23 protein-coding genes are annotated in these 25,766 nt (G+C 43.2%); 11 read left to right on the top strand and 12 right to left on the bottom strand.

The features are described from left to right. Nucleotides 1-9: 9 nt before the first annotated feature. The 5 genes from xthA to dinG all read right to left on the bottom strand — a co-directional run bounded on the left by xthA (nt 10) and on the right by dinG (nt 4,493). Nucleotides 10-816, bottom strand: a complete 807-nt coding sequence (xthA, locus tag R8269_RS08565; RefSeq protein ID WP_005378433.1) for an exodeoxyribonuclease III — start codon at nt 814-816, stop codon at nt 10-12. A gap of 95 nt (nt 817-911) precedes the next feature. Next, a complete protein-coding gene (rsmS, locus tag R8269_RS08560) occupies nt 912-1,076 on the bottom strand; it encodes a pleiotropic regulatory protein RsmS (protein WP_005378432.1) in 165 nt (54 codons plus the stop codon). Beyond that, nucleotides 1,076-1,621, bottom strand: coding sequence for a primosomal replication protein (locus R8269_RS08555; protein WP_017820026.1), 546 nt, complete (start codon nt 1,619-1,621; stop codon nt 1,076-1,078). Before R8269_RS08555 ends, rsmS begins: the two co-directional genes overlap by 1 nt. Beyond that, nucleotides 1,618-2,403, bottom strand: a complete 786-nt coding sequence (locus R8269_RS08550) for a sulfite exporter TauE/SafE family protein (protein WP_115385848.1) — start codon at nt 2,401-2,403, stop codon at nt 1,618-1,620. The genes R8269_RS08555 and R8269_RS08550 overlap by 4 nt, the downstream gene beginning before the upstream one ends. A 14-nt stretch (nt 2,404-2,417) precedes the next feature. After that, on the bottom strand, nt 2,418-4,493 hold the full coding sequence (dinG, locus tag R8269_RS08545; protein WP_017634733.1) for an ATP-dependent DNA helicase DinG: 2,076 nt from the start codon (nt 4,491-4,493) through the stop codon (nt 2,418-2,420). 515 nt (nt 4,494-5,008) lie between these two features. Between dinG and R8269_RS08540 the strand changes: the two genes are divergently transcribed. Both R8269_RS08540 and R8269_RS08535 read left to right on the top strand, forming a co-directional pair. Then, nucleotides 5,009-6,088 carry a porin gene (locus R8269_RS08540; RefSeq protein ID WP_005378424.1) on the top strand — a complete coding sequence of 360 codons (1,080 nt, stop codon included), beginning with the start codon at nt 5,009-5,011 and terminating at the stop codon, nt 6,086-6,088. Between the two features lie 76 nt (nt 6,089-6,164). Next, the gene (locus tag R8269_RS08535) at nt 6,165-6,842 is read left to right on the top strand and encodes a DUF2057 family protein (RefSeq protein WP_017820027.1); all 678 of its coding nucleotides are present in this window, start codon (nt 6,165-6,167) and stop codon (nt 6,840-6,842) included. A gap of 85 nt (nt 6,843-6,927) precedes the next feature. Here the strand turns inward: R8269_RS08535 and R8269_RS08530 are convergent, their stop codons facing one another. Then, nucleotides 6,928-7,629, bottom strand: coding sequence for a pseudouridine synthase (locus R8269_RS08530; RefSeq protein ID WP_042522115.1), 702 nt, complete (start codon nt 7,627-7,629; stop codon nt 6,928-6,930). 311 nt (nt 7,630-7,940) lie between these two features. On the opposite strand from R8269_RS08530, the gene R8269_RS08525 reads away from it, so the two are divergent. After that, nucleotides 7,941-10,166, top strand: coding sequence for an NADP-dependent isocitrate dehydrogenase (locus R8269_RS08525; protein ID WP_005378404.1), 2,226 nt, complete (start codon nt 7,941-7,943; stop codon nt 10,164-10,166). Nucleotides 10,167-10,349: 183 nt separating this feature from the next. Here the strand turns inward: R8269_RS08525 and cspD are convergent, their stop codons facing one another. Beyond that, nucleotides 10,350-10,568, bottom strand: a complete 219-nt coding sequence (cspD, locus tag R8269_RS08520; RefSeq protein WP_213910983.1) for a cold shock domain-containing protein CspD — start codon at nt 10,566-10,568, stop codon at nt 10,350-10,352. Nucleotides 10,569-11,272: 704 nt separating this feature from the next. Between cspD and clpS the strand changes: the two genes are divergently transcribed. After that, nucleotides 11,273-11,593 carry an ATP-dependent Clp protease adapter ClpS gene (gene clpS / locus R8269_RS08515; protein ID WP_005378419.1) on the top strand — a complete coding sequence of 107 codons (321 nt, stop codon included), beginning with the start codon at nt 11,273-11,275 and terminating at the stop codon, nt 11,591-11,593. Nucleotides 11,594-11,643: 50 nt separating this feature from the next. After that, a complete protein-coding gene (gene clpA / locus R8269_RS08510; protein WP_005387879.1) occupies nt 11,644-13,911 on the top strand; it encodes an ATP-dependent Clp protease ATP-binding subunit ClpA in 2,268 nt (755 codons plus the stop codon). Nucleotides 13,912-14,044: 133 nt separating this feature from the next. Here the strand turns inward: clpA and infA are convergent, their stop codons facing one another. From infA to aat, 3 genes are all read right to left on the bottom strand, one after another. Further along, entirely contained in the window at nt 14,045-14,263 is a 219-nt protein-coding gene (gene infA / locus R8269_RS08505; protein ID WP_001040192.1) for a translation initiation factor IF-1, read from the bottom strand. A gap of 81 nt (nt 14,264-14,344) precedes the next feature. Continuing rightward, nucleotides 14,345-15,046, bottom strand: a complete 702-nt coding sequence (locus R8269_RS08500; RefSeq protein WP_213965358.1) for an arginyltransferase — start codon at nt 15,044-15,046, stop codon at nt 14,345-14,347. Next, nucleotides 15,043-15,750, bottom strand: coding sequence for a leucyl/phenylalanyl-tRNA--protein transferase (gene aat / locus R8269_RS08495; RefSeq protein ID WP_182038218.1), 708 nt, complete (start codon nt 15,748-15,750; stop codon nt 15,043-15,045). Before aat ends, R8269_RS08500 begins: the two co-directional genes overlap by 4 nt. Before the next feature lie 39 nt (nt 15,751-15,789). On the opposite strand from aat, the gene R8269_RS08490 reads away from it, so the two are divergent. Continuing rightward, nucleotides 15,790-16,266: a glycine zipper 2TM domain-containing protein gene (locus R8269_RS08490; protein WP_005378348.1), complete on the top strand. Its 477-nt coding sequence runs from the start codon at nt 15,790-15,792 to the stop codon at nt 16,264-16,266. Between the two features lie 290 nt (nt 16,267-16,556). Then, nucleotides 16,557-17,837 carry a 3-phosphoshikimate 1-carboxyvinyltransferase gene (aroA, locus tag R8269_RS08485; protein WP_005387883.1) on the top strand — a complete coding sequence of 427 codons (1,281 nt, stop codon included), beginning with the start codon at nt 16,557-16,559 and terminating at the stop codon, nt 17,835-17,837. A 63-nt stretch (nt 17,838-17,900) separates the two neighbouring features. On the opposite strand, the gene R8269_RS08480 is transcribed toward aroA, so the two are convergent. Further along, complete coding sequence (locus tag R8269_RS08480) at nt 17,901-18,149, bottom strand: YciN family protein (RefSeq protein WP_005387884.1); 249 nt, start codon at nt 18,147-18,149, stop codon at nt 17,901-17,903. Nucleotides 18,150-18,583: 434 nt separating this feature from the next. On the opposite strand from R8269_RS08480, the gene topA reads away from it, so the two are divergent. From topA to R8269_RS08460, 4 genes are all read left to right on the top strand, one after another. Continuing rightward, entirely contained in the window at nt 18,584-21,214 is a 2,631-nt protein-coding gene (topA, locus tag R8269_RS08475; protein ID WP_213965357.1) for a type I DNA topoisomerase, read from the top strand. Between the two features lie 608 nt (nt 21,215-21,822). Continuing rightward, a complete protein-coding gene (gene glgC / locus R8269_RS08470; protein WP_017634726.1) occupies nt 21,823-23,040 on the top strand; it encodes a glucose-1-phosphate adenylyltransferase in 1,218 nt (405 codons plus the stop codon). Further along, nucleotides 23,030-24,487 (top strand): glycogen synthase GlgA, encoded by a 1,458-nt coding sequence (gene glgA / locus R8269_RS08465; protein WP_318222507.1) that lies wholly within the window; start codon nt 23,030-23,032, stop codon nt 24,485-24,487. Before glgC ends, glgA begins: the two co-directional genes overlap by 11 nt. Nucleotides 24,488-24,596: 109 nt before the next feature. Next, entirely contained in the window at nt 24,597-25,400 is an 804-nt protein-coding gene (locus tag R8269_RS08460) for an alpha/beta fold hydrolase (RefSeq protein ID WP_053303237.1), read from the top strand. 31 nt (nt 25,401-25,431) lie between these two features. Here the strand turns inward: R8269_RS08460 and R8269_RS08455 are convergent, their stop codons facing one another. Beyond that, nucleotides 25,432-25,752, bottom strand: a complete 321-nt coding sequence (locus R8269_RS08455; protein WP_017820033.1) for a DUF2007 domain-containing protein — start codon at nt 25,750-25,752, stop codon at nt 25,432-25,434. Nucleotides 25,753-25,766: the final 14 nt, after the last annotated feature.

Here is a 25,766-nt window from a genome sequence, read left to right as displayed (position 1 = left end):
TGCAATATATTACTTAAATGTTGACCAGATTGGTGCGTGATCTGAAGGCTTCTCGATACCACGAAGCTCATAGTCGATACCAGATTCAATACACTTTTCCGCTAGAGAAGGGGTTGCCAAAATGACATCAATTCGTAGGCCACGGTTATCATCAAAACCGCGAGAACGGTAGTCAAACCACGAAAATTGATCGTTCACCTCTGGGTATAGCTTACGGAAGGTGTCCACAAAGCCCCAGTCTAGTAAGGTTTTCAACCATTCGCGTTCTTCAGGTTGGAATGAACATTTACCTGTTTTTAGCCAACGTTTACGGTTTGGCTCGCCGATACCGATATCTGCATCAATAGGGCTGATGTTGATGTCACCCATAACAATCAATTGCTCGTCGTTATTGTGATGATCGTTTAGGTAGGTCATCAGATCTTTATAGAATTGGCGCTTGTATGGGAATTTGGTTTCGTGGCTGATGTTATCCCCTTGAGGGAAATAGCCGTTTAGTACAGTGACCTTTTCGCCGTTTTCATTTAAAAACGTTGCCATGATCATGCGCTTTTGATGTTCCTCGTTATCCGTCGGGAACCCTTTTTGTACGTGTAGAGGCTCTTGCTTACAAAGCATTGCTACGCCGTAATGTGCTTTTTGACCATGAAAATACACTTTGTAGCCCATGGCTTCGACAGCTTCAATCGGGAATGCTTCATCGTGAACTTTAATTTCCTGAAGACCAATCACATCAGGTTGGTGTTTGTCGATTAGCGCTTGGAGTTGGTGCAGTCGCGCACGTAGTCCATTGATGTTAAAGCTGATTACTTTCATTATTTATCCTTTTTGGGGGCGTACTTTTTATGAATAGTATCATTGTGTAAGAGCACTGAAAACGAGTCTCGGTGAAAGGAGTGAAACGCTCTGAGCTACTTTGCTTTTAATTTGTTTTCTAAGTCGTTTTGCACGATCTTTAAAGCGTTAAGCGCAACTTCTGGATCTATCTCATTGCTCTCAAGCAAATAGATTAAATCGACAGCCAGTTTGATCTCTTCAGGTGCGTCATCTAAAGGCGAGGTTGGTTGATCAGCCATTATTGATGTTTTTCCCTATGTGTAATTTGGTTCTCTAGCTTAAGAAGTGCTGTTTCACAACGCGCTAAACGTTGCTCGGTTGCTAGTAATACTTTTTGAGCGTCGGCACGCATAAAACTAGGAGCGCTTTCGACAGCACGTTCTTTTTCTAACACCATCTCGCGCAAGCGTCTTGCCCACTCTTGATGTTGAGCGAGCTCCTGATAAAGCACGTTGATAGGCTTACGGAAATGGCTGCTATGTTTGATTTCATTCTTACGAATTTTAGTGGTAGAAATCTCGCGTTGAATCGCACCGATTTGCGCCACTAACCGTTCAGTGAGGTACTCAGCACGCAAAGCGGTGAGCTTACCTTCATTTTGCTCACGCACAATCGCACCCAGCGTGGCTTTTGCTTCTTTTACGCAAGGAGTAAGTAAGCGAGAGCGGCAACCAAATAAACGCTCATCAAAAAGCGGAACATGATGTTCGCCTCTTTGACGGTCAAGAACAGCGGCTTGCTTCGCCATTTGTTCTAGATTTTCCTGGAGTTGAGAAATGTTCATGACAAACCTACAAACCATGCGTCATAAGCCAATTTAATGGCTAGTATGCTGACGGCAGTAACAAATACAGGACGAATGAATTTAGAACCAAATCTAATAGCGGAGTGCGCGCCAACAAAAGCACCAGCCATTAAACATACTCCCATTGTTAAGCCTAGCACCCAGTTGATATGTCCGAGGAATGCAAAAGTGATCAAAGAGGTAAAGTTACTGGTAAAGTTCATTGCTTTTGCTAAGCCAGAGGCGAGCAAGATATTCAGCCGGTACAGCGCCATTGAACTTACTGTCCAAAAAGCCCCAGTTCCAGGCCCTGCGAGTCCGTCGTAGAATCCTATGGATAAGCCTTGCATGTACTGTTTTTTATGAAGTTTTGGGCAAGGCTCGGGTATTGGACTTTGATGAGCAGAGTGGGGTGTTTTATGAAAAACGGTATACAACGCTGCCGCCAAAATAACAAGCGGCAATCCTTTTTCCAGCCAATCCGTACTAATCGCATCTACAAATAGCGTACCTAATGTCGCTCCGACGAGTGTTGCCACGAATGCACGCCTCCAGCATTGAGGCTTGAATAGACGTTTTTTGTAGTACGTAAATGCCGCAGTAGAAGAAGCAAAGGTAGCGGCAAGTTTATTGGTGCCTAGTGCAATATGAGGCGGCAAGCCCAGCGACAGTAGAGCAGGTACGGTAAGCATGCCACCACCACCGGCAACTGCATCAATAAATCCAGCGACAAAAGCGACAAGCGCCAACACCAACAGCATGGTTGGCTCAATCATTTCCATAAATGGTGATTCTTCTAATATTCTATTTTACGTTTAAATGGAGGTAGTGAGTCGATTAAGGCTTGTCCGTATCGCTTAGTGACTAGGCGTCGATCAAGAATCGTTACTCTACCAGAATCTCTCTCTTTACGCAGTAAGCGACCTACGCTCTGGATCAGCTTTTTGCTTGCGTCTGGTACAGTTATTTGCATAAACGGGTTTCCTCCTTTTTTCTCAATGTATTCGGAATGAGCCTGCTCAACAGGGGAGGTTGGAACGCCAAATGGAATTTTTGTAATCACCAAGTTTTCAAGTAATTCGCCAGGTAAGTCTAGCCCCTCAGAGAAACTGCCAGTACCAAATAAGACGCTGGTTTTATTTGATTCTATTAACTTTTTATGTTTTTTTAGAATTTCTTGACGTGAGCTTTCACCTTGAACTTGCAACGCCCAGCCTTTTTTTATGAACTCCGAAGAGAGTGCCTTCGCGACTTGGTTCATCTGCCAATAGGATGAGAATAATACTAAGTTGGCTTTCTTGTCTTCCAAGTACTTAGGCAATATCTCGATAAGATATTCAGTAAATTGAGGCGCTGGTGGTTCATATTTCATCGCAGGGATGAGCAATTCTGCCTGGTTTTGGTAATCGAATGGTGACGCAAGCGCTAAAAACTGAGTGCCTGATTCTGGTTTTCCATCAATACCAACCTGATGGCAAAAGTAATGGAAAGAGTTTAATGCACGCATCGTTGCGGAAACCAAAATGGCGCCAATACATCTGCTCCAAATCTGTTGGTCGAGTTGCCATCCAATTTCAAGTGGCGAAACACTCACAATGAAATCACCCTCGCGATCGGGGTGGGTTTCTAACCAGCGAGCTAAAGGCGCACCTTTTTCACGAGTTGGTTCAGCCATTAAATGCCATACTTGCGCTAGGTTTTCTAACCTTTGAATGTAGAAACCGAGCTCTGCAAGCGCTGGTTCAGCCAACCTTGTCGCAAGCTCCCCGTCTTTTACTCTTTCCGCAATAAGGTCGGCAATTTTTGCCACGCTCTGATTTGCTTTTTTACTGAACTGTTTTAGTTCTTTGGATTGGTTCTCTAGCCACTCAGGTAGTTCACCGTGTTCGAAGCGGTAGATACCCTCTTCAAATTGAGCTGGGTCGAACTGTTTGGGCAATTGAGTCAGTGCCGGTATCAAGTTCTGAACCGCGTCTTGAAGGTCGTTGCGAAATCGAGCTACGCGTTTCTCGTCTGCGAGTGATGAAAACTTACTAATCGACTGATTTAACTTCTCAAGCCATGCTGCCGCACCTTTTAAACTCGCAGATGCTGAAGCATGGTCACGAGCGACGTGAGGTAAGTGATGTGCCTCGTCGAAGACGTATATCGTATTTTCTGGCTCAGGTAAAATCACGCCGCCACCTAAATCTGCGTCTGCCATGACGAGAGAGTGGTTAGCAATGATGACATCGTTTTTATCCAACTCTGAGCGCGCTTTTTGGAATGGGCAGCCGCGGTGGCCTGGTAAACTGTTATTGCAACTGTGTTTATCACTGACAATCAGTTGCCAAAGCTTATCGTCGATGGGTTTAGGCCAAGAATCACGGTCACCGTCCCATTTACCTTGCGCAAGAGAGCGATGCATTGTTTCTAACAGCTCTATATCTTTTTGCTTAGGTTTGGTTTCAAACATGGCTAACTGGCCACCATCAGCACCGCTAGCAGTAGCGAGCTTTTCTGCACAACAATAGCGTTGACGGCCTTTTGCCAAAATAAAAGAAAACTCTCGGTCGGTAATCCGACGAAAAAGAGGGAGGTCTTTATTTATGAGCTGCTCTTGCAGAGCGACGGTCGCCGTTGAGATAACCACTTTTCTATTGTTATGTACAGCCACGGGAATGGTCGCCATTAGATAGGAGAGCGATTTACCAATTCCAGTCCCTGCTTCTGCAACGAGTATTCGGTTAGATTTGTGATACTGACCGCACAGCGTTTTTGCAATCTCTGCAACAAGGTAGTTTTGTGCTCTTCTAGGCACAAAGTTATCAAGTTGATCTTGAAGGTTTTGATAGCTATTACGAATCGATTTTTGAATGTTACTGGTCAGCATACGGGCCTCAAATGCGTTGGAGGCGAATAGTAGCACACATCACTAGTTGTACAGTAGTTCACAAAACGGAATGCTTTTATAAGGAATGTAGATCTCCTTCACAAAAAAATATTGAACCTTATCTTAATGAAATTAATTTCATTATATGAAAAATATAAAACTCCAACTTGGTCTGATTTGTGGGTTTTTATTCTTTTTTTTGTTTTTTTAAATTTACTTATTGGATTAAAAAACCATTTGTTAATAATTTTGTAAATTACAAATAATAATGGAGATTGGTTAGATGTTCGTCGAATAAATAAAGGTAAACTTATCAAGTTATTGTTTTGTAATGGTATTTTGTTTTTTTTACATTGGTATTTAGAAAATTTGACAGCCAGAATAATCTTTTGCACTCTTAGCTCCAGATTTTGAGGAGGTGCTGTATAACGTTTTGTTAACGCTCTACCTCAAACATATAAAAAAAGGGAACCGGACAAGGATATCCCGAACTAAGAAAAGGCAGTGGATTAATTATGAAAAAAACTCTATTAGCACTAGCTGTAGTTGCGTCTGCAACTTCAGTGAACGCAGCTGAAGTATTCAAATCTGAAGAAGGTTCTGTAGATTTCTACGGTCAGCTACGTCCAACTCTTCTATTCACAGAAAAAACTGATCACACAGCAGAGCTAAACACTAGCTCTTCTCGTACTGGTGTGAACGCGGTTTACGTTGTTGACGAAAGCCTAAAAGTTCTGGGTGAAGTTGAAATCGGTGTTGCTCTAGGTGACAACTACGACGCAGGTGCTGATTCAAGCGAGCGTACAGATGACTCTGTATACGTACGTCGCCACATCATCGGTTTTGATATGGGTGATATGGGTACTCTTCGCTTCGGTAAAGAAGGTACTTGGGCTGATGACGTATACTTCGCAGATTACTCTTACTTCTTCGGTGGTAACGCAGCGGAAACTGCATACGGTCACGCTTGGAACAACGATTCTCAAATCAAATACGCTTACGAAAATGACGCGTTCTGGCTAAAAGCTGGTTACGCGCTAGGCGAAAAAGATTCTAACGAAGAAGTACTAGAAGTATTCGTTGGTAAATCTTTCAACGACCTATCTCTACACGCTGGTGTACTTACTGCGAACAACGACATCAACGTAACTAAAGAGAAAAAACTAGTTCTTAATGGTGTAGAGCAAACAGTTTCTCACACAGAGCGTACTGATAACGAAAACCTATCTTTTGAAGTAACTGCTGAGTACGCACTAAACGAGCACACTCTAGGTGCTACGTACTACTACAACGAAAACGAAGATAAGCTAGGTAAATCAACAGTTGATTCACACTACATCGTTGTAGCTGGTATGTTCGCTGTCGCTCCTAAAACAACTCTATACTCTGGTTACGAGTACCTAGCTCAGTCTACTGACGAAGCAGGTAAAGTAGACGCAGACTCTTCTTGGTTCTACGCTGGTGTTGAATACAAGTTCTCTAAATGGGCACGTGTATTCGCAGAAGCGGGTTACACTTTCGAAGGTACTGACTTCGACAACAAAGACACAGACGACGCAACTAACTTCGGTGTTGGTGCTCGTTTCTACTGGTAATCAATACCCAGTTTGATATTGTAAGACCCAGCTATATGCTGGGTCTTTTACTATGAAGATAAGGATGAAAAATTCTATGCAGTTATCATTAAAAGTGGCAATGGCACTGTCTATTTTTGCCAGTACAAACCTCTACGCTGCAACGACTTTAGTGGTTCCAGAAGACGTGAAGTTATTGGCCGTCAACATGGAGAAGCCAGATCTAGAAGGTGGTCTTTTTTCTAGTGAGAAGACAATCGAACTACCTGACGGAACGAATCAAATTGTCTTCAAATATCAACCTACATTCGAAATTAACGAAAACCTTAAGACGGTTTACAGTGATGTAATCGTTGCTAAATTTGATGCTGAAAACGAAAAGCTAACGTTTGAACTGCCAGAGTTTAAAACTCTTCGCCAAGCGCAAAACAACATCTCGCCTCTAGATTGGCAATTACTGGATACCAAAGGCCAACCTATTGCTTTGGTCGAAGATGTATTAGAGTCAGATGGTGTTCAAATTGGTCGTAATTACCCTCAAGAAACTCGTAACTACAATATTGCTGGCGGTATCGCGAGTGTTGCTGTTAGCTATGTAACAGTGAATCAGCATCAACAATCAGTAAGTGATATCGAGCCTCGAGTTGAGACTAGTGATACCCGTTCAACAGCCGCATCGAACGACAGCCCAATGGTTGATGTATTAAAGACGATGTACCAGAAAGCGTCTCCGGCGGAAAAAGAGGCCTTTAAAAACTGGCTTGCTGAGCAGTAATCCCTTAGTTCATTAGATAGGGCTTAACTGAAAAAGTACGAATCTAAAAAGCAGGCTTTAAGCCTGCTTTTATCTTTTCTGCTTATTAGAGAGAGATTTCTCTCCATTCACCAGGCATTAGGTCGTTAAGGACGATATCACCCATCGAATGACGAATGAGGCGCAAGGTAGGGAAGCCAATGTGCGCAGTCATGCGACGCACCTGACGATTTCTTCCTTCAATAATGGTAATGGCTAACCAAGTTGTAGGGATATTTGCTCGAAAACGAACAGGAGGCGTTCTGTCCCAGACTTGTGGTTCTGGAATAACTTCAACTTCGGCTGGTAGAGTCATACCATCTTTTAGCTCTACTCCCTTTCTCAATTTTTCAAGATCTTGCTCCTGAGGAGCGCCATCGACTTGAACCCAATAAGTCTTCGGCGATTTTGACTTTGGCTGCGTTAGCTTCGCCTGCAAGATGCCATCGTTAGTGAGTACCATTAAACCTTCGCTGTCTCGGTCCAATCGGCCAGCCGCATAGACATTTTTGATCGGGATATAGTCCGCTAACGTTTTGCGACCATCGCCATCGGTAAATTGACTGAGCGTATCGTAAGGCTTATTGAAAATAATGACTTTACGATCTTTAGGGGGCACTTTTGGCTTTTGGCTCTTTGTTGGGCGATTAGGGCGGCGGTCTTGCTGAGTACGAGTCTTCGAGCCATTGCGAGCTCCTGAGTGTTTAAAATGGCCCGTTTTAGACTGGTTACGACTGCGACCTTTTTCCTGACCTGTACGAGATGACATGTTAACTACCCTGCAAAAATGTAAATGAACTGTGTTTGAAAGTTTTAAGTTTTCTCATGATCGGATATGATTTGCGCGCCTAAAACTAACAAACGCGCACAGAATGATAGACTAATTCGTGTTATTTGTTTAATTATATCAGTGCACTCATGGATTCAGAGCTTAGAGCTTCAAACTACAACAAAGAGTGCGAACCGCATGTGGCGTTAGTGAGGAGACATGTACTGCTAACGCGCAGCAATGCGTCAATTAAACCAACTCAGACGCTGAGTTGATCAGCCAACAAGTTGATTAAAAAATAGGGAAATTTCATGCCTACAGAAAAACCTACAATTATCTACACCATCACTGATGAAGCGCCGGCGCTAGCAACTTATTCATTACTACCAATCATTCAATCATTCACAGCATCGTCTGGCATCAATGTAGATACTCGTGATATTTCACTAGCAGGTCGAATTATCGCTAACTTCCCAGAGCATCTAAAAGAAGAACAGCGCATTGGCGATGCGTTGACTGAGCTTGGTGAACTAGCTCAAACTCCAGAAGCAAATATCATCAAGCTACCTAACATTTCAGCTTCAGTTCCTCAGCTTAAAGCGGCGATTAAAGAGCTTCAGGCGAAAGGTTACGATTTACCAAACTACCCAGAAGAGCCGAGCACGTACGAAGAGAAAGCGATTAAAGCGGCTTACGACAAAATCAAAGGTAGTGCGGTTAACCCAGTACTTCGTGAAGGTAACTCAGACCGTCGTGCTCCGACTTCGGTTAAGAACTACGCGAAGAAAAACCCACACTCAATGGGTGCATGGTCAGCAGAATCTAAGTCCCATGTTGCGAGCATGTCAGACAATGACTTCTTTGGTAGCGAAAAGTCTACAACTATCTCTGGTGCAACAGAGGTCAAAATCGAGTTTGTCGGTAATGATGGTACAGTTAAAGAGCTTAAGTCTGCGTTCCCATTACTAGATAAAGAAGTCATTGATACTTCAGTAATGAAGAAGAAGGCGTTGGTTGAATTTTTCGAGAAAGAGATTGCTGAAGCGAAAGCACAAGACGTGCTGCTGTCTCTTCATATGAAAGCGACGATGATGAAAGTTTCTGACCCTGTCATTTTCGGCCATGCAGTAAAAGTTTACTACAAAGACGTTTTCGATAAGTACGGTAAGCTGTTTGAAGAGCTAGGTGTTGATGTAAACAATGGCATCGGTGATGTTTACTCAAAAATTGAGTCTCTACCTGAAGCGCAAAAAGCAGAAATTGAAGCGGCCATTCAAGCGGTTTACCAAACTCAACCAGAACTTGCGATGGTTGACTCTGATCGTGGTATCACAAACTTACATGTACCAAGTGACATTATTGTAGATGCTTCTATGCCAGCAATGCTTCGCTCTTCGGGTCAAATGTGGGGACCAGATGGTAAACAAAAAGACACCAAAGCGATGATTCCAGATCGTAGCTACGCAGGTATTTACCAAGCGGTTATTGATTTCTGTAAAGAGCACGGCGCATTTGATCCAACCACTATGGGTAGCGTACCTAACGTTGGTCTAATGGCTCAGAAAGCTGAAGAGTATGGTTCTCACGACAAGACATTCATTCTAGACGCTGCGGGTACTGTTCGCGTTGTTGATGCTTCAGGTAACGTACTGTTAGAGCAAGCGGTTGAAGAAGGTGATATCTTCCGTATGTGTCAGGTTAAAGACGCACCAATCCAAGATTGGGTTAAACTAGCAGTGACTCGCGCACGTGCAACAGGTGTTCCAGCTGTATTCTGGCTAGATGAAAACCGCGCGCACGATGCTGAGCTCATCAAGAAAGTAAACGCCTACCTACCAGATCACGATACTGACGGTCTAGAGATTAAGATCCTATCTCCTGTTGAAGCTTGTAAGTACTCACTAGAGCGTATGAAAGCGGGCCTAGATACTATCTCTGTTACAGGTAATGTTCTTCGTGACTACCTAACAGACTTGTTCCCAATTCTCGAGTTAGGTACGTCTGCTAAGATGCTATCTATTGTTCCATTGATGAATGGTGGTGGTCTATTTGAAACAGGCGCTGGTGGTTCTGCTCCTAAGCACGTTCAACAAGTAGAAAAAGAGAATCACCTTCGTTGGGATTCTTTGGGCGAGTTCCTAGCGCTTGCAGCTTCGTTAGAGCATTTAAGTGTAGCGACAAACAATCCTAAGGCTCAGGTTCTCGCAGATACACTAGATAAAGCGACCGGTGAGTTTTTAGACACCAACAAATCTCCGTCACGTAAAGTGGGTGAGCTAGATAACCGTGGAAGCCACTTCTATCTTGCACTTTACTGGGCGAAAGCGCTTTCAGAGCAAACGGATGATGCGGATCTTGCTGCTGAATTTGCACCAATTGCAAAAGCGCTGTCAGAGCAGGAAGAAACGATCGTTGCTGAGCTAAATAATGCGCAAGGCGTGAAAGGTGAGCTAGGAGGTTACTACTTACTAGACGATGCATTGGTTTCTAAATTGATGCGTCCAAGCGAAACCTTTAACGCAATCATTAACAAGTAAGTTAGTGTAAAAACACGTCGTTTTCGGCGTGTTTCCTATCCTGTAAGTGCGTTGTAAGTGTTCCTTTTGTAACACGTGCTCTAAATAGTAAGAAACCCGCTATCTTGGCGGGTTTATTTTTCTCTTCAAAACATCAACGTGGCGTTTCGAGAGCAATATTTTTATATTTCGACAGCGCTCTAATTATTTGGTTTGGCCTTCAAGAGGCACGACGCTACTCGCGTGACAGCCTTTGGGACCTTTTTCAATCTCGTAAGAGACTTGTTGGCCTGCTTTCAGTGTACGATAACCGTCCATCTGGATAGTTGAGTAGTGGGCAAAGATATCTCCCTCTTCTTCATCTGAACAAATAAACCCAAATCCTTTGGCATTGTTAAACCACTTTACTGTACCTGTAGCCATGCTTTACATCCCTCATGCATTTTTTACTGATGTTGTTACTGCAACCAAGTTATACCTTTAACTTGGTACTACCATTGTCAGCGAATGCCAACAAACGACAAATCAATGATAAGTCACATTCATCAAACCACTTAAAGAAGAGAGGTTTCAAAATGATGATTTATGCATCGACACTTTCCACTGTAGTCAATGAATTTCGACAGTCAATAGCAGTGAGCAACAAACAGAAACATAATTGAAAACAAATCACTTTTGAGATTAACAAATTTGCAAACAGTTTTTCGTATATACGCAGAAGTTTAGTCAATTTGCCTATGAAGTGGCTCATACTGAAAAAGCCATACTGTCCGTGTTGCTTATGGGAGAAGAATCCTCTGACTGAATAAAAAATGAAGTTTTCGTGATAATTACCGTATTCTCAATGAGGAAGTGTGATCCAGATAGAAGATGATGGGGTGGTTTGCAATAGTCCGAAAGCAATAAATAGAAAGTTCTTTTATAAGAAAAAATGTGTAACTTATCGACAAGCATCTTTTATTTGCGCCGTATCAAGACGTGCATTAGTCTCTATATTAGGTAGCAACTTTTATCGATCAAAGATCGAATTCGGTGCCATAACTCACTACACCGCGCTGCACGCTTGTGGTAGATTGTTTTTATAGGTCGAAAACATCAACCCTTTGATACGATATCTTTAGATTGCCATGAGTAAAAATTTTGAATGGGTCACTCCGGACTCTGATCTTCTGGAGCGAGAAAGTACGAAAGTCCAGCCACCTAAGCTGTACAATGTCGTACTCAATAATGATGACTATACACCTATGGATTTCGTCATAGAGGTGCTTGAGCGATTTTTCTCACATGATATTGATAAAGCAACTCAAATCATGCTTCAGGTCCACTATGAAGGAAAGGCAATCTGCGGCACATACAGCGCAGAAATTGCCGAAACAAAAGTAGCGCAAGTTACGATGTACGCAAGGGAAAATGAACATCCGCTACTTTGCACTATGGAGCAAGCGTAAACAAAGAAGACTTGCTCGAACAACCCCAGTTGTTTTTTCGGGAGGTACTTATGCTAAATAAAGAACTAGAGTCAAGCCTTAACGGTGCATTTGCTCGGGCGCGAGATAAACGCCACGAGTTTATGACTGTCGAACACCTCCTACTTGCATTGTTGGAAAATGATGCAGCTAAGGAAGCCCTTCTAGCTTGTAAGGCGGATCTTGACGCTTTACGCAACGAACTCGATATTTTCATCGATCAAACTACGCCTCTTATCCCAGATAGTGATGAGACGCGTGAAACGCAGCCGACTTTGAGTTTTCAACGTGTACTACAACGCGCCGTCTTTCATGTACAGTCGTCTGGTCGTAATGAAGTAACAGGCGCCAACGTGCTTGTTGCTATCTTCAGTGAACAAGAGTCGCATGCCGCTTACTTACTGAAGAAAAATGACATCTCCCGATTAGATATTGTTAACTTCATCTCCCACGGTATTACTAAAGCATCAGGTGCAGGTGAGGATTCATCATCAGACTCGTTTAGCTCAGAAAGTGTTGAAGAGCCTAATTCTGAAGAACGCCTAGAAAGCTTTGCGACGAATCTTAATCAAGTCGCTAAAGATGGAAACATCGACCCACTCATTGGACGTGATAAAGAGTTAGAGCGCACTATTCAGGTACTTTGTCGACGCCGCAAGAATAATCCACTACTAGTGGGTGAGGCAGGGGTTGGTAAAACAGCCATTGCGGAAGGTCTTGCATGGCGAATTGTCGAAGGGCAGGTCCCTGAGGTCATTCAAAACAGCGTGATTTATTCACTAGATATTGGCTCTTTGCTCGCTGGTACCAAATATCGCGGTGATTTTGAAAAGCGCTTCAAGGCGATTTTGAAACAACTTGAAAAAGAAGAAGATGCCATTTTGTTCATCGATGAAATACATACCATCATCGGTGCAGGCGCGGCATCTGGTGGTCAAGTCGATGCAGCAAATCTTATTAAGCCTCTTTTGAGTAGCGGTAAGTTGCGTTGTATTGGTTCGACGACATACCAAGAATACAGCAACATTTTCGAGAAAGAGCGTGCGTTGTCTCGCCGTTTCCAAAAGATAGACGTTGTAGAGCCTTCATTAGATGACACAACTAAAATCTTGATGGGCTTGAAGCCGAAGTACGAAGCTCACCATGAAGTACGTTATACCAATAAAGCACTGCGTGCCGCGGTAGAACTGTCGGCTAAATACATTAATGAACGCCATCTACCAGATAAGGCCATTGATGTCATTGATGAAGCTGGTGCGCGTAGTCGTCTTGCTCCTGCAAGCCGTCGTAAAAAAACGGTCGGAGTGGCTGATATCGAATCAATGGTTGCCAAAATGGCGCGAATTCCAGAGAAGTCGGTTTCTTCTTCAGATAAAGACATTTTGAAAAACTTAGATAGCAAAATGAAGATGTTGGTATTTGGTCAAGATAATGCGATTGATGCATTGTCCGAGGCGATCAAGCTGACACGTGCAGGTTTGGGTGTAGACAACAAACCTGTTGGTTCATTTTTGTTTGCAGGCCCAACAGGGGTTGGTAAAACAGAGGTGACAGTGCAGTTATCTAAGCTTCTAGGTATCGAGCTACTTCGTTTTGATATGTCTGAGTATGGTGAGCGTCACTCCGTAAGTCGCTTAATTGGTGCGCCTCCTGGTTATGTCGGTTATGACCAAGGTGGTTTGCTAACTGATGCTGTTATTAAGCACCCACATTCAGTCGTATTACTTGATGAGATTGAAAAAGCGCACCCTGATATCTTTAACCTGCTGTTGCAAGTCATGGATAACGGTACGCTAACGGACAACAATGGTCGCAAAGCAGACTTCCGTAATGTCATTCTTGTTATGACAACTAACGCAGGTGTGGCGGAAACCGAGAAGAAATCAATTGGTTTGATTCAACAAGACAACAGTCACGATGCAATGGCGGAAATTAAGAAGGTGTTTACTCCTGAGTTCCGTAACCGTCTTGATAACATCATCTGGTTTAACAGCCTTGATGAAAGCGTTATCCATCAAGTGGTTGATAAGTTCATTGTTGAACTGCAAGTGCAACTTGATGCGAGAGGCGTTTCAATGGAAGTATCGCAAGACGCTCGCCATTGGTTAGCACATAAAGGTTATGACAAAGCTATGGGGGCTCGCCCAATGGGGCGTGTTATCCAAGAACAGCTTAAGAAGCCTTTAGCTAACGAACTGTTGTTTGGATCTTTAGTTGACGGCGGTACAGTGAAAGTAACGCTGGTCAACGATACGCTTGAGTTTGAATACTTAAGTGAGAAAGAGACAGCGATGCATTAATCGTTATTCGGTAACAAACGCAAAAGCGCACGAGAAGATCGTGCGCTTTTTTATCTGAACTAAATCGGAAAAAATTGTGCAATAAAAAACGGAGCAGCTTGCTCCGTTTTTTATTGCATCCGAAAATCAGAGATTAACGAGCGCGGAAGACGATGCGGCCTTTTGACAGGTCGTATGGAGTCATCTCTACAGTTACTTTGTCACCCGTTAGGATACGGATGTAGTTCTTACGCATCTTGCCAGAGATGTGAGCAGTCACAACGTGACCGTTTTCAAGTTCAACACGGAACATAGTGTTTGGTAGAGTGTCAAGGACTGTGCCTTGCATCTCGATTACGTCTTCTTTAGCCATTTAATCCTCTTTAGAAATTAGGCAATATTAGCGGGCTATATTCTGCCGCTAAATAGTAATTATGTAAAGTTGAGGCGTATTCTACCCTCGCCAACGCTGATTTACTAGCCTTTGGTGGCGTTGAAAGCGTGTTTTGTAGCTCATTGCTGGGCACTCATCAATCTGATATCCCAAATATAGCCACTGTTGTTTGTTTTCTTGGCAGTATTTAATTTGATAAAGCACTGCTAACGTGCCAAGAGATAACTCGTAGTCAGGGTCAAAGAAAGTATAAAAAGCACTCGAGCATTGTGGCATCAAATCTGTCACTGCAATGGCGAGCAATTGATCTGATTCATCGTAAATGTGTAAAAACGACGTTGTCAGCCAGCTGGTTTGAGCAAATCGAGCAAACTCATCACGCTTTGGTGGGTACATAGTGCCGTTTTTATGCCGTTTGCAGATGTACCGACTGTAAAGCTCAAACCATTCCTCATCCATTTCAGGTTTCATTTCCCAGCGTAAAGACTGTGCTTTATTAAGCAGCCTCTTCTGACTTTTTGATAGTCTAACGTCTGGAATCGAGACTCGAATTGGCTGGCAAGCGGTGCAATGCTCGCAATGCGGTTTATATATGGTATCTCCGCTACGACGAAAACCGTTAGCTATGAGCAACTGGTAATTTTCTTCAGTATGCAGCCTTTCATCAAGCGCCACCGCAACCCGCTCTTGCCGTTCAGGCAAATAACTACAAGGGTGATTATTCGTCAACCCTATTCGAATATGTTGTATATCCGTACTCATACTGAATCCTGCAAAACTTGGGGCTGATAGGCATCAAATAGTGTTTGCTTTTCTCTTAAAGATAGTAGTTTTTGCATAAATTCGTCACGCTCAAGTTCAAATGCGCCAAGTGATGCCAAGTGAGAATTCATAACTTGGCAATCGATTAATTGACCTTGCTTTGACGCCAAATGGTTGCATAAGTACCACAATGCAATTTTGGATGCGTTATCTTTTAGACTAAACATCGACTCTCCGCAAAAAAGTTGGCCCACGCAGATGCCATATAGTCCGCCAATCAGGTTGTTGTCATGCCATACTTCTACAGAGTGACAGTGACCAAGTTTGGCTAACTCAATGTAGGAAGCTTGCATTTCCTCGTTGAGCCATGTTTCCTCTACAGGGCGTGTTGAAGAACATAGTCTAATCACTTCTTCTGTCGCGAAATTGAGTGTTACTTTATAGTTATGTTTACGCTGAAATTTTTTGAGACTTTTAGATGGCTTAAACTGCAATGGGTCAAACACAGCGCGCGGAGAAGGGCTCCACCATAAAATAGGTTCACCAGGACCATACCAAGGGAAAATGCCTTGATAGTAACCATTGAGGATTCTCATGGGGTTTAAGTCACCACCAAAAGCCAGCAAACCATTGGGGTCGCTGAGTGCTTTATAGGGTGAGGGAAAGTTGAACGTTTCATCGAGTTCAGTTAAATAAATAGCCATAAGAAGTCGTTACCAACATTGGAGTCAGAGGAGTTTATGATGACCTGGTTAAGAAATATCGTAAAAGTATGGCTTGGGATCATACTGTTTTTACCACTTGTCGCCAACGCAGCCTATGAAAGAAATGTTGCCAAGCCAGTTAATGAAGTAGTTTACGGGAAGATTGACTCTGTCCGTTATATTACTCAACAAGAGGTTGTTCAATCGAAAAGTAACGGTTGGAAGACACTACTTGGTGCCACTATCGGTGGTTTAGTCGGTAATCAATTTGGTGGCGGTACGGGAAGAGAAGTCGCGACGGCAGTGGGTGCGCTTGCAGGTGCCGCAGTTGCTCAAAACCAAAGTAATTACCAATACACGGTTGAATATAAGTTAGTTGAGCTACTCATCAAAGTGAAGGGTGATAAGCTAATTAATGTCATCCAAGATGTTGATAAAAATATGTTATTTAGTCGAGGGGATGAAGTTCGTATCTTATATTTTGATGATGGAGTCAGGGTTGATATCACTTATTAACCCTAGGTTGTTTTAGCCTAACGAAGCTTAATCAGGCATGTACAGTCGGGCTGGCTTATCGTCAAATAAAGTCGAAATAGTTTGCTGTTTCGCCGTACTTCTTTCGCTCTTATTTACATCGCTGGCAATGCCTTTAATTCTGTATCTTTAGGCTGCTTGAGGATATTCATAAATTAGCGCCGATTTACTCTGGTTTTGTCGTGTTTTTTTGGGTAGTCTGAATTCACGAAGAATTGTTTAGCCCTCATAAAAAATCGTATGTTGAGGGCACAAAGGATTATCAACTTTTAATGGAAAGCCTAACGTTACAACCTATCAATAAAATTCAAGGGGAAGTGAACCTTCCTGGCTCTAAAAGCGTTTCTAATCGAGCTCTTTTACTTGCTGCTCTTGCTAAAGGCAGAACTCGCCTTACTAATCTCCTCGACAGTGATGATATTCGTCATATGCTGAATGCGCTGACTAAACTAGGCGTTCAATACCAACTTTCCGAAGATAAAACAGAATGTCTCGTTGAAGGCCTTGGGCGTCCGTTTTCTGTCTCAGAACCAGTAGAATTATTTCTCGGCAATGCTGGCACTGCGATGCGACCATTAGCTGCGGCTCTTTGTCTTGGAGAAGGGGAGTATGTACTGACGGGCGAACCTCGTATGAAAGAGCGTCCAATTGGTCACCTTGTCACGGCACTGAAAGATGCTGGTGCGAACGTTGAGTACATGGAAAACGAGAACTTTCCACCTCTCAAAATAATTGGTACTGGCCTAAAAGCAGGTACAGTTTCTATCGATGGGTCCATTTCAAGTCAGTTCTTGACCGCTTTCTTAATGTCTGCGCCATTGGCTGAAGGTGAAATTCGCATCAACATCGAAGGCGATTTGGTTTCTAAGCCTTATATCGATATCACCCTGCATATTATGAAGCAGTTTGGGGTCGATGTGATCAACAACGACTATCAAGAGTTTGTGATTCCAGCCGGTCAGCAATACATCGCTCCAGGTGATTTCTTGGTTGAAGGTGACGCGTCTTCTGCTTCTTACTTCTTGGCGGCGGCAGCCATCAAAGGTGGAGAAGTTAAAGTAACGGGTATCGGTAAAAACAGCATTCAAGGTGATATTCAATTTGCTGATGCGCTTGAAAAAATGGGTGCAGAAATTGAATGGGGTGATGACTACGTAATTTCACGTGTTGGTCAATTGAAAGGCATCGATATGGATTACAACCATATCCCTGATGCTGCAATGACCATCGCGACAACAGCGCTATTTGCCGAAGGCACTACCGCTATTCGTAACGTTTATAACTGGCGTGTAAAAGAAACAGACCGTTTGTCAGCTATGGCGACTGAGTTACGTAAAGTCGGTGCGGAAGTGGAAGAAGGGGAAGACTACATCATCGTCAAACCTGTCTCTCAGTTAAAGCATGCTGCGATTGATACTTACGATGATCATCGAATGGCGATGTGTTTTTCGCTGGTGGCACTTAGTGATACGCCTGTGACGATTAACGATCCAAAGTGTACGTCGAAAACGTTCCCTGACTACTTCGACAAACTTAAGGCTTTAAGCTGCTAAATATTCTGACCTAAAACAGGAAAGCCAGAGTGAATAACACTCTGGCTTTTTTGTTTCCCAATACTATTTAACCAGCGTAAATTCCTTAGAAAGGTGATGCGCTAAGTATTTGAACATATTGAATACTGCAGTCGTATTTGAAGTTGGTAAACCTTTGTCATCAAGGAAGTATTCACCTTTAAAAACTAAAACACCTTCTTTTTCTTCTACACTTGTTGCTCGCATTCCCTCGATGTAATCATCGTGCTCTTGGATGATTTGGTTAGCGATCAAAAGAAGGTCGAACTCTTCGATAAACGTTCTATCAGACATATTCTTTCTACCATTCTATTTAGTTAAGAATGCTGAGTATACCTACAACTAAAATGGGTTTGCATGATTAATTCAGTCAATCGTTCAGTAAGACTAAACAGATCAATTTTTAGAGTATAAGCATGATGCGGAGGAAGATGGCAGAGCATTGAACCAAACTATTTTGTGATGGGTAACAAAATTTATTGCATTGGATTAGCGGATGCTAAGTTTGCCTGTTTAGATATGCCGCTCAATACCTTTCAGAACCCTGTCTCTTTGAAGTATAAAGACGATGAATTGTCAACCAATCGGATCTGAATTTCAAAAAAGCAGTTGATCTTCTTTTCATCTCGCACAATAGTAAAAAAAGAAGCAATGAAATAGAACATTATGCGGGTGGCCTTTAAACAAGGTTTCTACCCGCATTATTATGAAGGACGTTAGAGTCAGTTATGGGTAAATCACTCGTTATAGTGGAGTCACCAGCCAAGGCAAAGACGATAAATAAGTACCTTGGTAAAGACTTTATTGTTAAGTCTAGTGTTGGTCATGTGCGTGATCTGCCTACGGCCGGTCAAAGCACTGGTGAGAAAAAAGCCGCAGCCATCTCAACTAAAGGGATGAGTCCGGACGAGAAAGCGCGCGTTAAAAAAGAGAAAGACCGCAAAGCGTTGATCAAAAAAATGGGGATTAACCCATATCATGACTGGGAAGCGAATTACCAAATCCTTCCAGGCAAAGAAAAAGTTGTCAACGAACTACAAAAACTCGCCAAAGACGCAGATTGCGTTTATCTCGCAACCGATTTGGACCGCGAAGGGGAAGCAATCGCATGGCACCTTCGTGAGATCATCGGTGGCGATGAAGAGCGATACAAACGTGTAGTTTTTAACGAAATTACGAAAAACGCGATCCAACAAGCTTTCCAGACACCTGGCGAGCTGAACATGGATGGTGTAAATGCCCAACAAGCACGTCGCTTCATGGACCGTGTCGTTGGTTTTATGGTTTCACCTTTACTTTGGAAAAAAGTGGCTCGTGGCTTATCTGCTGGTCGAGTGCAGTCTGTTGCGGTGAAATTGTTAGTTGAGCGTGAGCGTGAGATTAACGCGTTTGTACCAGAAGAATTCTGGGACATTCATGCGAATACGAAAACGAAAGACAAAGCGGACTTTAAACTGCTTGTTGCGCAGAAAGACGGTTCTGCGTTTAAGCCAGTTAATGAGGCAGAAACCAAAGCAGCGATGTCTGTACTTGAGAATGCAAGTTACGAAGTATGTAAGCGTGAAGACCGTCCTACAAAGAGCAAGCCTTCTGCACCTTACATCACCTCTACGCTTCAACAGGCAGCGAGTACACGTCTGGGCTACGGCGTGAAAAAGACCATGATGCTAGCTCAGCGCCTCTATGAGGCCGGTTACATCACTTACATGCGTACTGACTCGACTAACCTAAGTGCCGAGGCTGTGGACGCTGTACGTGACTTTATTGGTTCTGAGTTTGGTGATAAGTACCTGCCAGCGAAACCATTGACGTACGGTAGCAAAGAAGGGGCACAGGAAGCGCACGAAGCGATCCGTCCTTCAAATGTGGGTGTTAAGGCGGAAGACCTGCAAGGTGTCGATGCTGATGCGCACAAACTTTACGCTTTGATTTGGAATCAGTTTGTAGCGTGTCAAATGACGCCAGCAGAATACGATTCAACAACCATCAGTGTAAAAGCGGCAGAATACACGCTTAAAGCGAAAGGCCGTATCCTTAAATTTGACGGCTGGACTCGTGTACAGCGTCCAATGGGCAAAAACGAGGATACAATCCTTCCTGCGGTACAACTTGGCGATAAGCTAAGCTTAGAGTCACTTGACCCTAAACAGCACTTTACAAAGCCACCTGCGCGCTACACTGAAGCAGCACTGGTTAAAGAGCTGGAGAAACGAGGTATTGGTCGTCCGTCGACTTACGCATCGATCATTTCTACGATTCAAGATCGTGGCTACGTGAAAGTTGATCAGCGCCGTTTCTACGCTGAAAAAATGGGTGAAATTGTTACTGACCGCCTTGATGACAGCTTTAACGATTTGATGAACTACGACTTTACTGCGCGTATGGAACAGAAATTGGACCAAATCGCTGAAGGTGAAGTGAACTGGAAAGCTGTGTTAGACAACTTCTTTGCTGATTTTACTGGCGATCTTGAAAAAGCGGAGCTGGATGAGTCAGAAGGCGGTATGAAGTTAAACCACATCGTCATGACGGATATCGAGTGTCCGACGTGTAGCCGTCCAATGGGCATCCGTACTGCTTCGACAGGTGTGTTCTTAGGCTGTTCAGGTTACGCGTTACCACCAAAAGAGCGGTGTAAGACAACCATCAACTTGGGTGACGAAGAAGGTATTATTAACGTTCTAGAAGAAGACGTTGAAACCGCAGCTCTTCGTGCTAAAAAGCGTTGTCCGATCTGTGAAACAGCGATGGACGCATACCTGATTGATGACAAGCGTAAGATGCATGTTTGTGGTAATAACCCGAACTGTGAAGGCTACCTTGTTGAATACGGCGAGTTCAAAGTAAAAGGCTACGATGGTCCAGTTGTTGAATGTGACAAATGTGGCTCTGATATGGTGCTTAAGAACGGTCGCTTTGGTAAATACATGGATTGTACGAGCGAAACGTGCAAGAACACTCGTAAGATCTTGAAGAATGGCGAAGTCGCGCCCCCGAAAGAAGATCCTGTTCATTTCCCCGAGTTGCCATGTGAAAACTCAGATGCGTATTTCGTACTTCGTGATGGTGCTTCAGGTCTATTTATGGCGGCAAGCAACTTCCCGAAATCGCGCGAGACACGTGCTCCTTTGGTTGCTGAACTGGCACGTTTTGAAGAGCGTTTACCTGAGAAGTTCAAATACCTAGCGACCGCACCGCAAGAAGATCCTGATGGTCGTCCTGCAGTTGTACGCTTTAGTCGCAAAACAAAAGAGAACTACGTTCGTTCGGAAGAGAATGGCAAACCATCTGGTTGGACAGCGCTCTTTGTTGACGGTAAGTGGGAAGTCACTGATAAGCGTAAAAAAGCGAAAGCATAAAAGCGTACGATCTAAGTAATGTAAAAAGGCAGCGATATCGCTGCCTTTTTTGCGTTTTGTTTTTGCGTAAAGGCCACTGTGTTGTTCGTATAGATCTTTGCTGCTTTGACTGAGTTTTGCTGACGCGAGAAGATCCCAGTATCAATATTTCGTAGTCGCTGATGTATTTTTTATGTAAAAAATATTCGTTGTAACTTTCATTTTGCATTCACATATTTGTTATACATTGGGCTAAAAAATCGGCGGTGTAGTGAATCCGTTCGTAAATTGTTTTCACAATGTAATCGTTTGCTTTTCCATGTGTGATCTAGATATCGTCTTGAGTACGCAAGAGCTGTATGGTACACAGAATGGCGTATTAAAAATTGTAATTTAGAACCCGCTTAGATAATTTATTACAAAAATTAGTGCAACTGTGTGCATTGTTTGCGTCAAAAAATAAGGAAAGAGTGGACGTTGCATACTGGAAGTGCCGTAGCTTTTTTATCCGTGTTGTAAGAGTTCACAGAAACTCAGAGACGGTTGCTAAATGTATTCGCTTGACTCCCCGAGTATGACTCATTCAAGCGAGTACCAAATCCAAGCTATAACGATATGGAGAACAACAAATGGCTGGTGTTTTGGGAATGATTCTTGCTGGCGGTGAAGGCTCTCGTTTGAGACCTTTAACGGAATCTCGCAGTAAACCTTCGGTACCGTTTGGTGGTAGTTATCGATTGATCGATTTTGCTCTAAACAATTTTGTTAATGCGGATCTGATGCGCATTTACGTCCTAACCCAATTTAAATCTCAATCTTTATTCCATCACTTAAAAAAGGGGTGGAACATCAACGGCATTACAGACCGCTTTATCGATCCTATTCCCGCTCAAATGCGTACTGGTAAACGTTGGTACGAAGGGACGGCGGACGCGATCTATCAAAACCTGCGTTTTATGGAGTTAGAGGAACCAGAGCAAGTTTGTATTTTTGGCTCTGACCATATCTATAAGATGGATATCAAACAAATGCTGAACTTCCACTCAGAAAAACAGGCTTCTCTGACGGTATCTGCATTGCGCATGCCACTAAAAGAGGCGTCGCAATTTGGGGTTATCGAAGTGGATAGCGAAGGCCGTATGATTGGCTTTGAAGAAAAACCAGCAAATCCGAAGTCGATTCCTGGTGACCCTGATTACGCTTTAGTTTCAATGGGTAACTATGTTTTTGAAGCTCAGGTACTGTTCTCAGAGTTGGTCGAAGATGCGGATAATGAAGCTTCATCACATGATTTTGGAAAGGACATCATTCCAAAGATGTTCCCTAGAGGTGATGTGTTCGTGTATGACTTCAGTACCAACAAAATCAGTGGCGAAAAAGAAGAGGTGTACTGGCGTGATGTCGGAACTATTGATGCGTACTGGCAAGCGCATATGGATCTGCTAGAAAAAGATGCACCATTTTCGCTGTACAACCGTAAATGGCCATTGCATACCTACTACCCACCATTGCCACCTGCGACATTTACCGACTCTGATAATGGTCGTGTGCAGATAATCGATAGTTTAGTGTGTAATGGCAGCTATGTTAGAGGCTCAAGAATCGAAAAGTCGGTGCTTGGTTTTCGCAGTAATATTGCTTCTGCTTGCGATATCAGCGAATGTATACTTCTTGGTGACGTAAAAATTGGCGAAGGATGTGTTTTACGTCGTGTGATTGTCGACAAGGATGCCGATATTGCTCCTGGTACTCAGATTGGTGTGAATCTTCAAGAAGATAAAAAACACTTCCACGTGTCTGAGGAGGGCATTGTTGTTATTCCGAAAGGAGCTCGAGTTGGCTACTAACAACTTATCTATTCTGTTTGTAGCTTCTGAGGTTGAAGGCCTCATTAAAAGTGGTGGCTTGGCAGATGTTGCCAAGGCACTACCGGAAGCCCTTCAAAACCTACAGCAAGACGTAAGAATTACCATCCCTGCGTACAGCAGTATTGATAAACTCGCAGACGCAGAAGTTGTATTAGAAACAGAATTAACATCATGGCCGCATACGGAGTATCGAGTTTTGCGGCTCATATTAGGTCAAAATCCTGTTTACCTGATTGATTGTCCGCCGTATTTCAATCGACCATCAATGTATGCGGAGAACAACCAAGCGTATACTGATAACGGCGAGCGCTTTGCGTTTTTTAGTGCAGCATGTCTCGATATGTTACCCAAGCTCGCCTTTCAACCTAATATCATACACGCGAACGATTGGCACACAGGTCTTGTTCCATTTTTGCTCAAGCACAGGTATGGCAATGATCCGTTTTTTGCTCATACTAAAAGCGTCATTTCAATTCACAATGCGGTCTTTAAAGGCGTATTTAGTTATGAAGACGTGCAGTGTTTGCCAGAGTTTCATTGTAGAAACGTTCCCGATGCTGCGGTGAGTGCAACGCATATTACGATGCTTAAAGCTGGTGTAATGAATGCAGATAAGATAAACGCGGTTAGCCCTACGTACGCAGAGGAACTAAAAACAGAGCTTGGCAGTCACGGCATGGCTTGGGAGTTTCAGCAACGCGCGCAGGACTTAGTCGGCATCTTGAATGGTTGTGATTACAGTGCTTGGAATCCGGAAACTGATACCTACTTGCCGGTTAATTACTGCGCCGACCAGCAAAGTATGTCGCAAGGGAAGAAAGCTTGTAAAAAAGCATTACAACAACGACTAAATTTGCCCGAAAAAAATGTAGCTATGTTCGGTATGGTTTGTCGGTTGACCCAGCAGAAAGGCGTTCATTACTTGTTGCCTGCTTTGGCCGATTTTTTAAAGCACGATGTTCAGCTAGTTGTCGTTGGGACCGGAGACCCTGTTCTTGCCGCTCAGTTACGAGAGGTTGCCGCGCAGTTTTCTAGCAAATTTGCCTTTGTAGAAGCGTATGACAATGAACTTGCGCATATCGTTGAAGCTGGTTCTGATTTCTTCTTGATGCCTTCTGAGTTTGAACCATGTGGCTTAAACCAAATCTATAGTATGGCTTATGGGACATTACCGATAGTACGCGGTGTTGGTGGCTTAAAGGACAGCGTTAGCGATTATGATGTAAACCCATCTGAAGCAACGGGGTTTGTTTTTTTCGAACCGACACCGCAGGCATTGTTGTTAACGATGCTAAGGGCACTGTTGCTCTACGCTCAAAACGAGCCTGAAGTGAATAAAGTACAGTTGCACGCGATGCAACGAGACTTTTGTTGGCAAAAGGCCGCAGAATCTTATTTGCAGCTTTACCACTCAGCGTTAGTTTGACTTAAAATTGTAACGAAAGGCACCTAATGAGGTGCCTTTATTATCTTGAGTAAGGGGAGTGTGGTAGGATGGCTTTTTACTCAATAGCACGATCTTTTTGATACTCAATATGACCCAGCCGCTACTTTTTCATAAAACCTATTTGCACCCTACTAGTAATGAGTGGGTTGTATTTGTGCACGGTGCTGGTGGTAGCTCTTCTATCTGGTTCAAGCAAATTAAAGCTTACAAGCAACACTTTAACTTATTGCTGATCGATTTAAGAGGTCATGGAAAGTCAAATCAGTTACTTAAAGAGCTCATTGCTAGCCGTTATACCTTTACGGAAGTTACCCAAGATATTTTGAAAGTATTGGACCATTTAAAGATCCAATCCGCTCATTTTGTCGGTATGTCGCTTGGTACTATTATTGTTCGAAACCTTGCTGAATTGTCATCAGAGCGCGTACGTTCGATGGTGCTCGGCGGTGCTGTCACAAGGCTTAACACTCGTTCTCAGATATTGGTGAAATTAGGTAGTTTTTGTAAGCATATCCTACCGTACATGTGGCTCTACAAACTGTTCGCTTATATTGTTATGCCTCAAAGAAGCCAACGAGAATCTCGCCACCTTTTTATTCGCGAAGCCAAGAAGCTTTGCCAAAAAGAATTTAAACGTTGGTTTATTCTTGCCGCTGATGTAAATCCGTTAATGAAATATTTTAAAGATCGAGAGTTACCCATTCCGACTCTTTACTTAATGGGCGACAGGGATTACATGTTTATTAAACCTGTCAAAGAAATGGTTGCAGCGCATAAGCTCAGCATTCTACGAGAAATCCCGAATTGTGGTCATGTATGCAATGTAGAGCGTCCAGAAGACTTCAATCAACACTCCATCGAGTTTATTAAACAGCAAGCTGTATGTGCTTAAAACTGAGTGCATCCACTGAATAGGAGAGCCGCTATAGCTCTCCTAGTTGATATCCACATTGCCAACATGCACCAAATTGCCCTTCGTTTATTTCATGACATTTTGGGCATTGCCAATCTTGATACTCATGCCTATCGGATTGTTTTCGATATGCTTTTACTATTTCTTCAGCTTTCATCTTTTGTGCAGTGTCAAAAAGCCACACATAAGGATCGGTATCATCACCAAACGGCAGTTCTCCTTTTAAGCCGAAAATACCTTCTCCGCGAACTTCACAGTAAATTTGTTCCACTTTAAGCAGCTCACATACAATGTGTGCTTCTGCTGGGTTTTTAGCGATAAATATTTTCATCAAAATACCCACTT

This window comes from Vibrio sp. Vb0667 (assembly GCF_033391095.1).
The sequence above is the reverse complement of the archived record's forward strand: the minus strand, read 5'-3'. Positions and strand labels throughout refer to the sequence as shown.

Excerpts from the sequence above, each read along its gene's own strand:
- xthA (WP_005378433.1), bottom strand. The coding sequence starts at position 816 with ATGAAAGTAATCAGCTTTAACATCAATGGACTACGTGCGCGACTGCAC.
- rsmS (WP_005378432.1), bottom strand. The coding sequence starts at position 1,076 with ATGGCTGATCAACCAACCTCGCCTTTAGATGACGCACCTGAAGAGATC.
- R8269_RS08555 (WP_017820026.1), bottom strand. The coding sequence starts at position 1,621 with ATGAACATTTCTCAACTCCAGGAAAATCTAGAACAAATGGCGAAGCAA.
- R8269_RS08550 (WP_115385848.1), bottom strand. The coding sequence starts at position 2,403 with ATGGAAATGATTGAGCCAACCATGCTGTTGGTGTTGGCGCTTGTCGCT.
- dinG (WP_017634733.1), bottom strand. The coding sequence starts at position 4,493 with ATGCTGACCAGTAACATTCAAAAATCGATTCGTAATAGCTATCAAAAC.
- R8269_RS08540 (WP_005378424.1), top strand. The coding sequence starts at position 5,009 with ATGAAAAAAACTCTATTAGCACTAGCTGTAGTTGCGTCTGCAACTTCA.
- R8269_RS08535 (WP_017820027.1), top strand. The coding sequence starts at position 6,165 with ATGCAGTTATCATTAAAAGTGGCAATGGCACTGTCTATTTTTGCCAGT.
- R8269_RS08530 (WP_042522115.1), bottom strand. The coding sequence starts at position 7,629 with ATGTCATCTCGTACAGGTCAGGAAAAAGGTCGCAGTCGTAACCAGTCT.
- R8269_RS08525 (WP_005378404.1), top strand. The coding sequence starts at position 7,941 with ATGCCTACAGAAAAACCTACAATTATCTACACCATCACTGATGAAGCG.
- cspD (WP_213910983.1), bottom strand. The coding sequence starts at position 10,568 with ATGGCTACAGGTACAGTAAAGTGGTTTAACAATGCCAAAGGATTTGGG.
- clpS (WP_005378419.1), top strand. The coding sequence starts at position 11,273 with ATGAGTAAAAATTTTGAATGGGTCACTCCGGACTCTGATCTTCTGGAG.
- clpA (WP_005387879.1), top strand. The coding sequence starts at position 11,644 with ATGCTAAATAAAGAACTAGAGTCAAGCCTTAACGGTGCATTTGCTCGG.
- infA (WP_001040192.1), bottom strand. The coding sequence starts at position 14,263 with ATGGCTAAAGAAGACGTAATCGAGATGCAAGGCACAGTCCTTGACACT.
- R8269_RS08500 (WP_213965358.1), bottom strand. The coding sequence starts at position 15,046 with ATGAGTACGGATATACAACATATTCGAATAGGGTTGACGAATAATCAC.
- aat (WP_182038218.1), bottom strand. The coding sequence starts at position 15,750 with ATGGCTATTTATTTAACTGAACTCGATGAAACGTTCAACTTTCCCTCA.
- R8269_RS08490 (WP_005378348.1), top strand. The coding sequence starts at position 15,790 with ATGACCTGGTTAAGAAATATCGTAAAAGTATGGCTTGGGATCATACTG.
- aroA (WP_005387883.1), top strand. The coding sequence starts at position 16,557 with ATGGAAAGCCTAACGTTACAACCTATCAATAAAATTCAAGGGGAAGTG.
- R8269_RS08480 (WP_005387884.1), bottom strand. The coding sequence starts at position 18,149 with ATGTCTGATAGAACGTTTATCGAAGAGTTCGACCTTCTTTTGATCGCT.
- topA (WP_213965357.1), top strand. The coding sequence starts at position 18,584 with ATGGGTAAATCACTCGTTATAGTGGAGTCACCAGCCAAGGCAAAGACG.
- glgC (WP_017634726.1), top strand. The coding sequence starts at position 21,823 with ATGGCTGGTGTTTTGGGAATGATTCTTGCTGGCGGTGAAGGCTCTCGT.
- R8269_RS08460 (WP_053303237.1), top strand. The coding sequence starts at position 24,597 with ATGACCCAGCCGCTACTTTTTCATAAAACCTATTTGCACCCTACTAGT.
- R8269_RS08455 (WP_017820033.1), bottom strand. The coding sequence starts at position 25,752 with ATGAAAATATTTATCGCTAAAAACCCAGCAGAAGCACACATTGTATGT.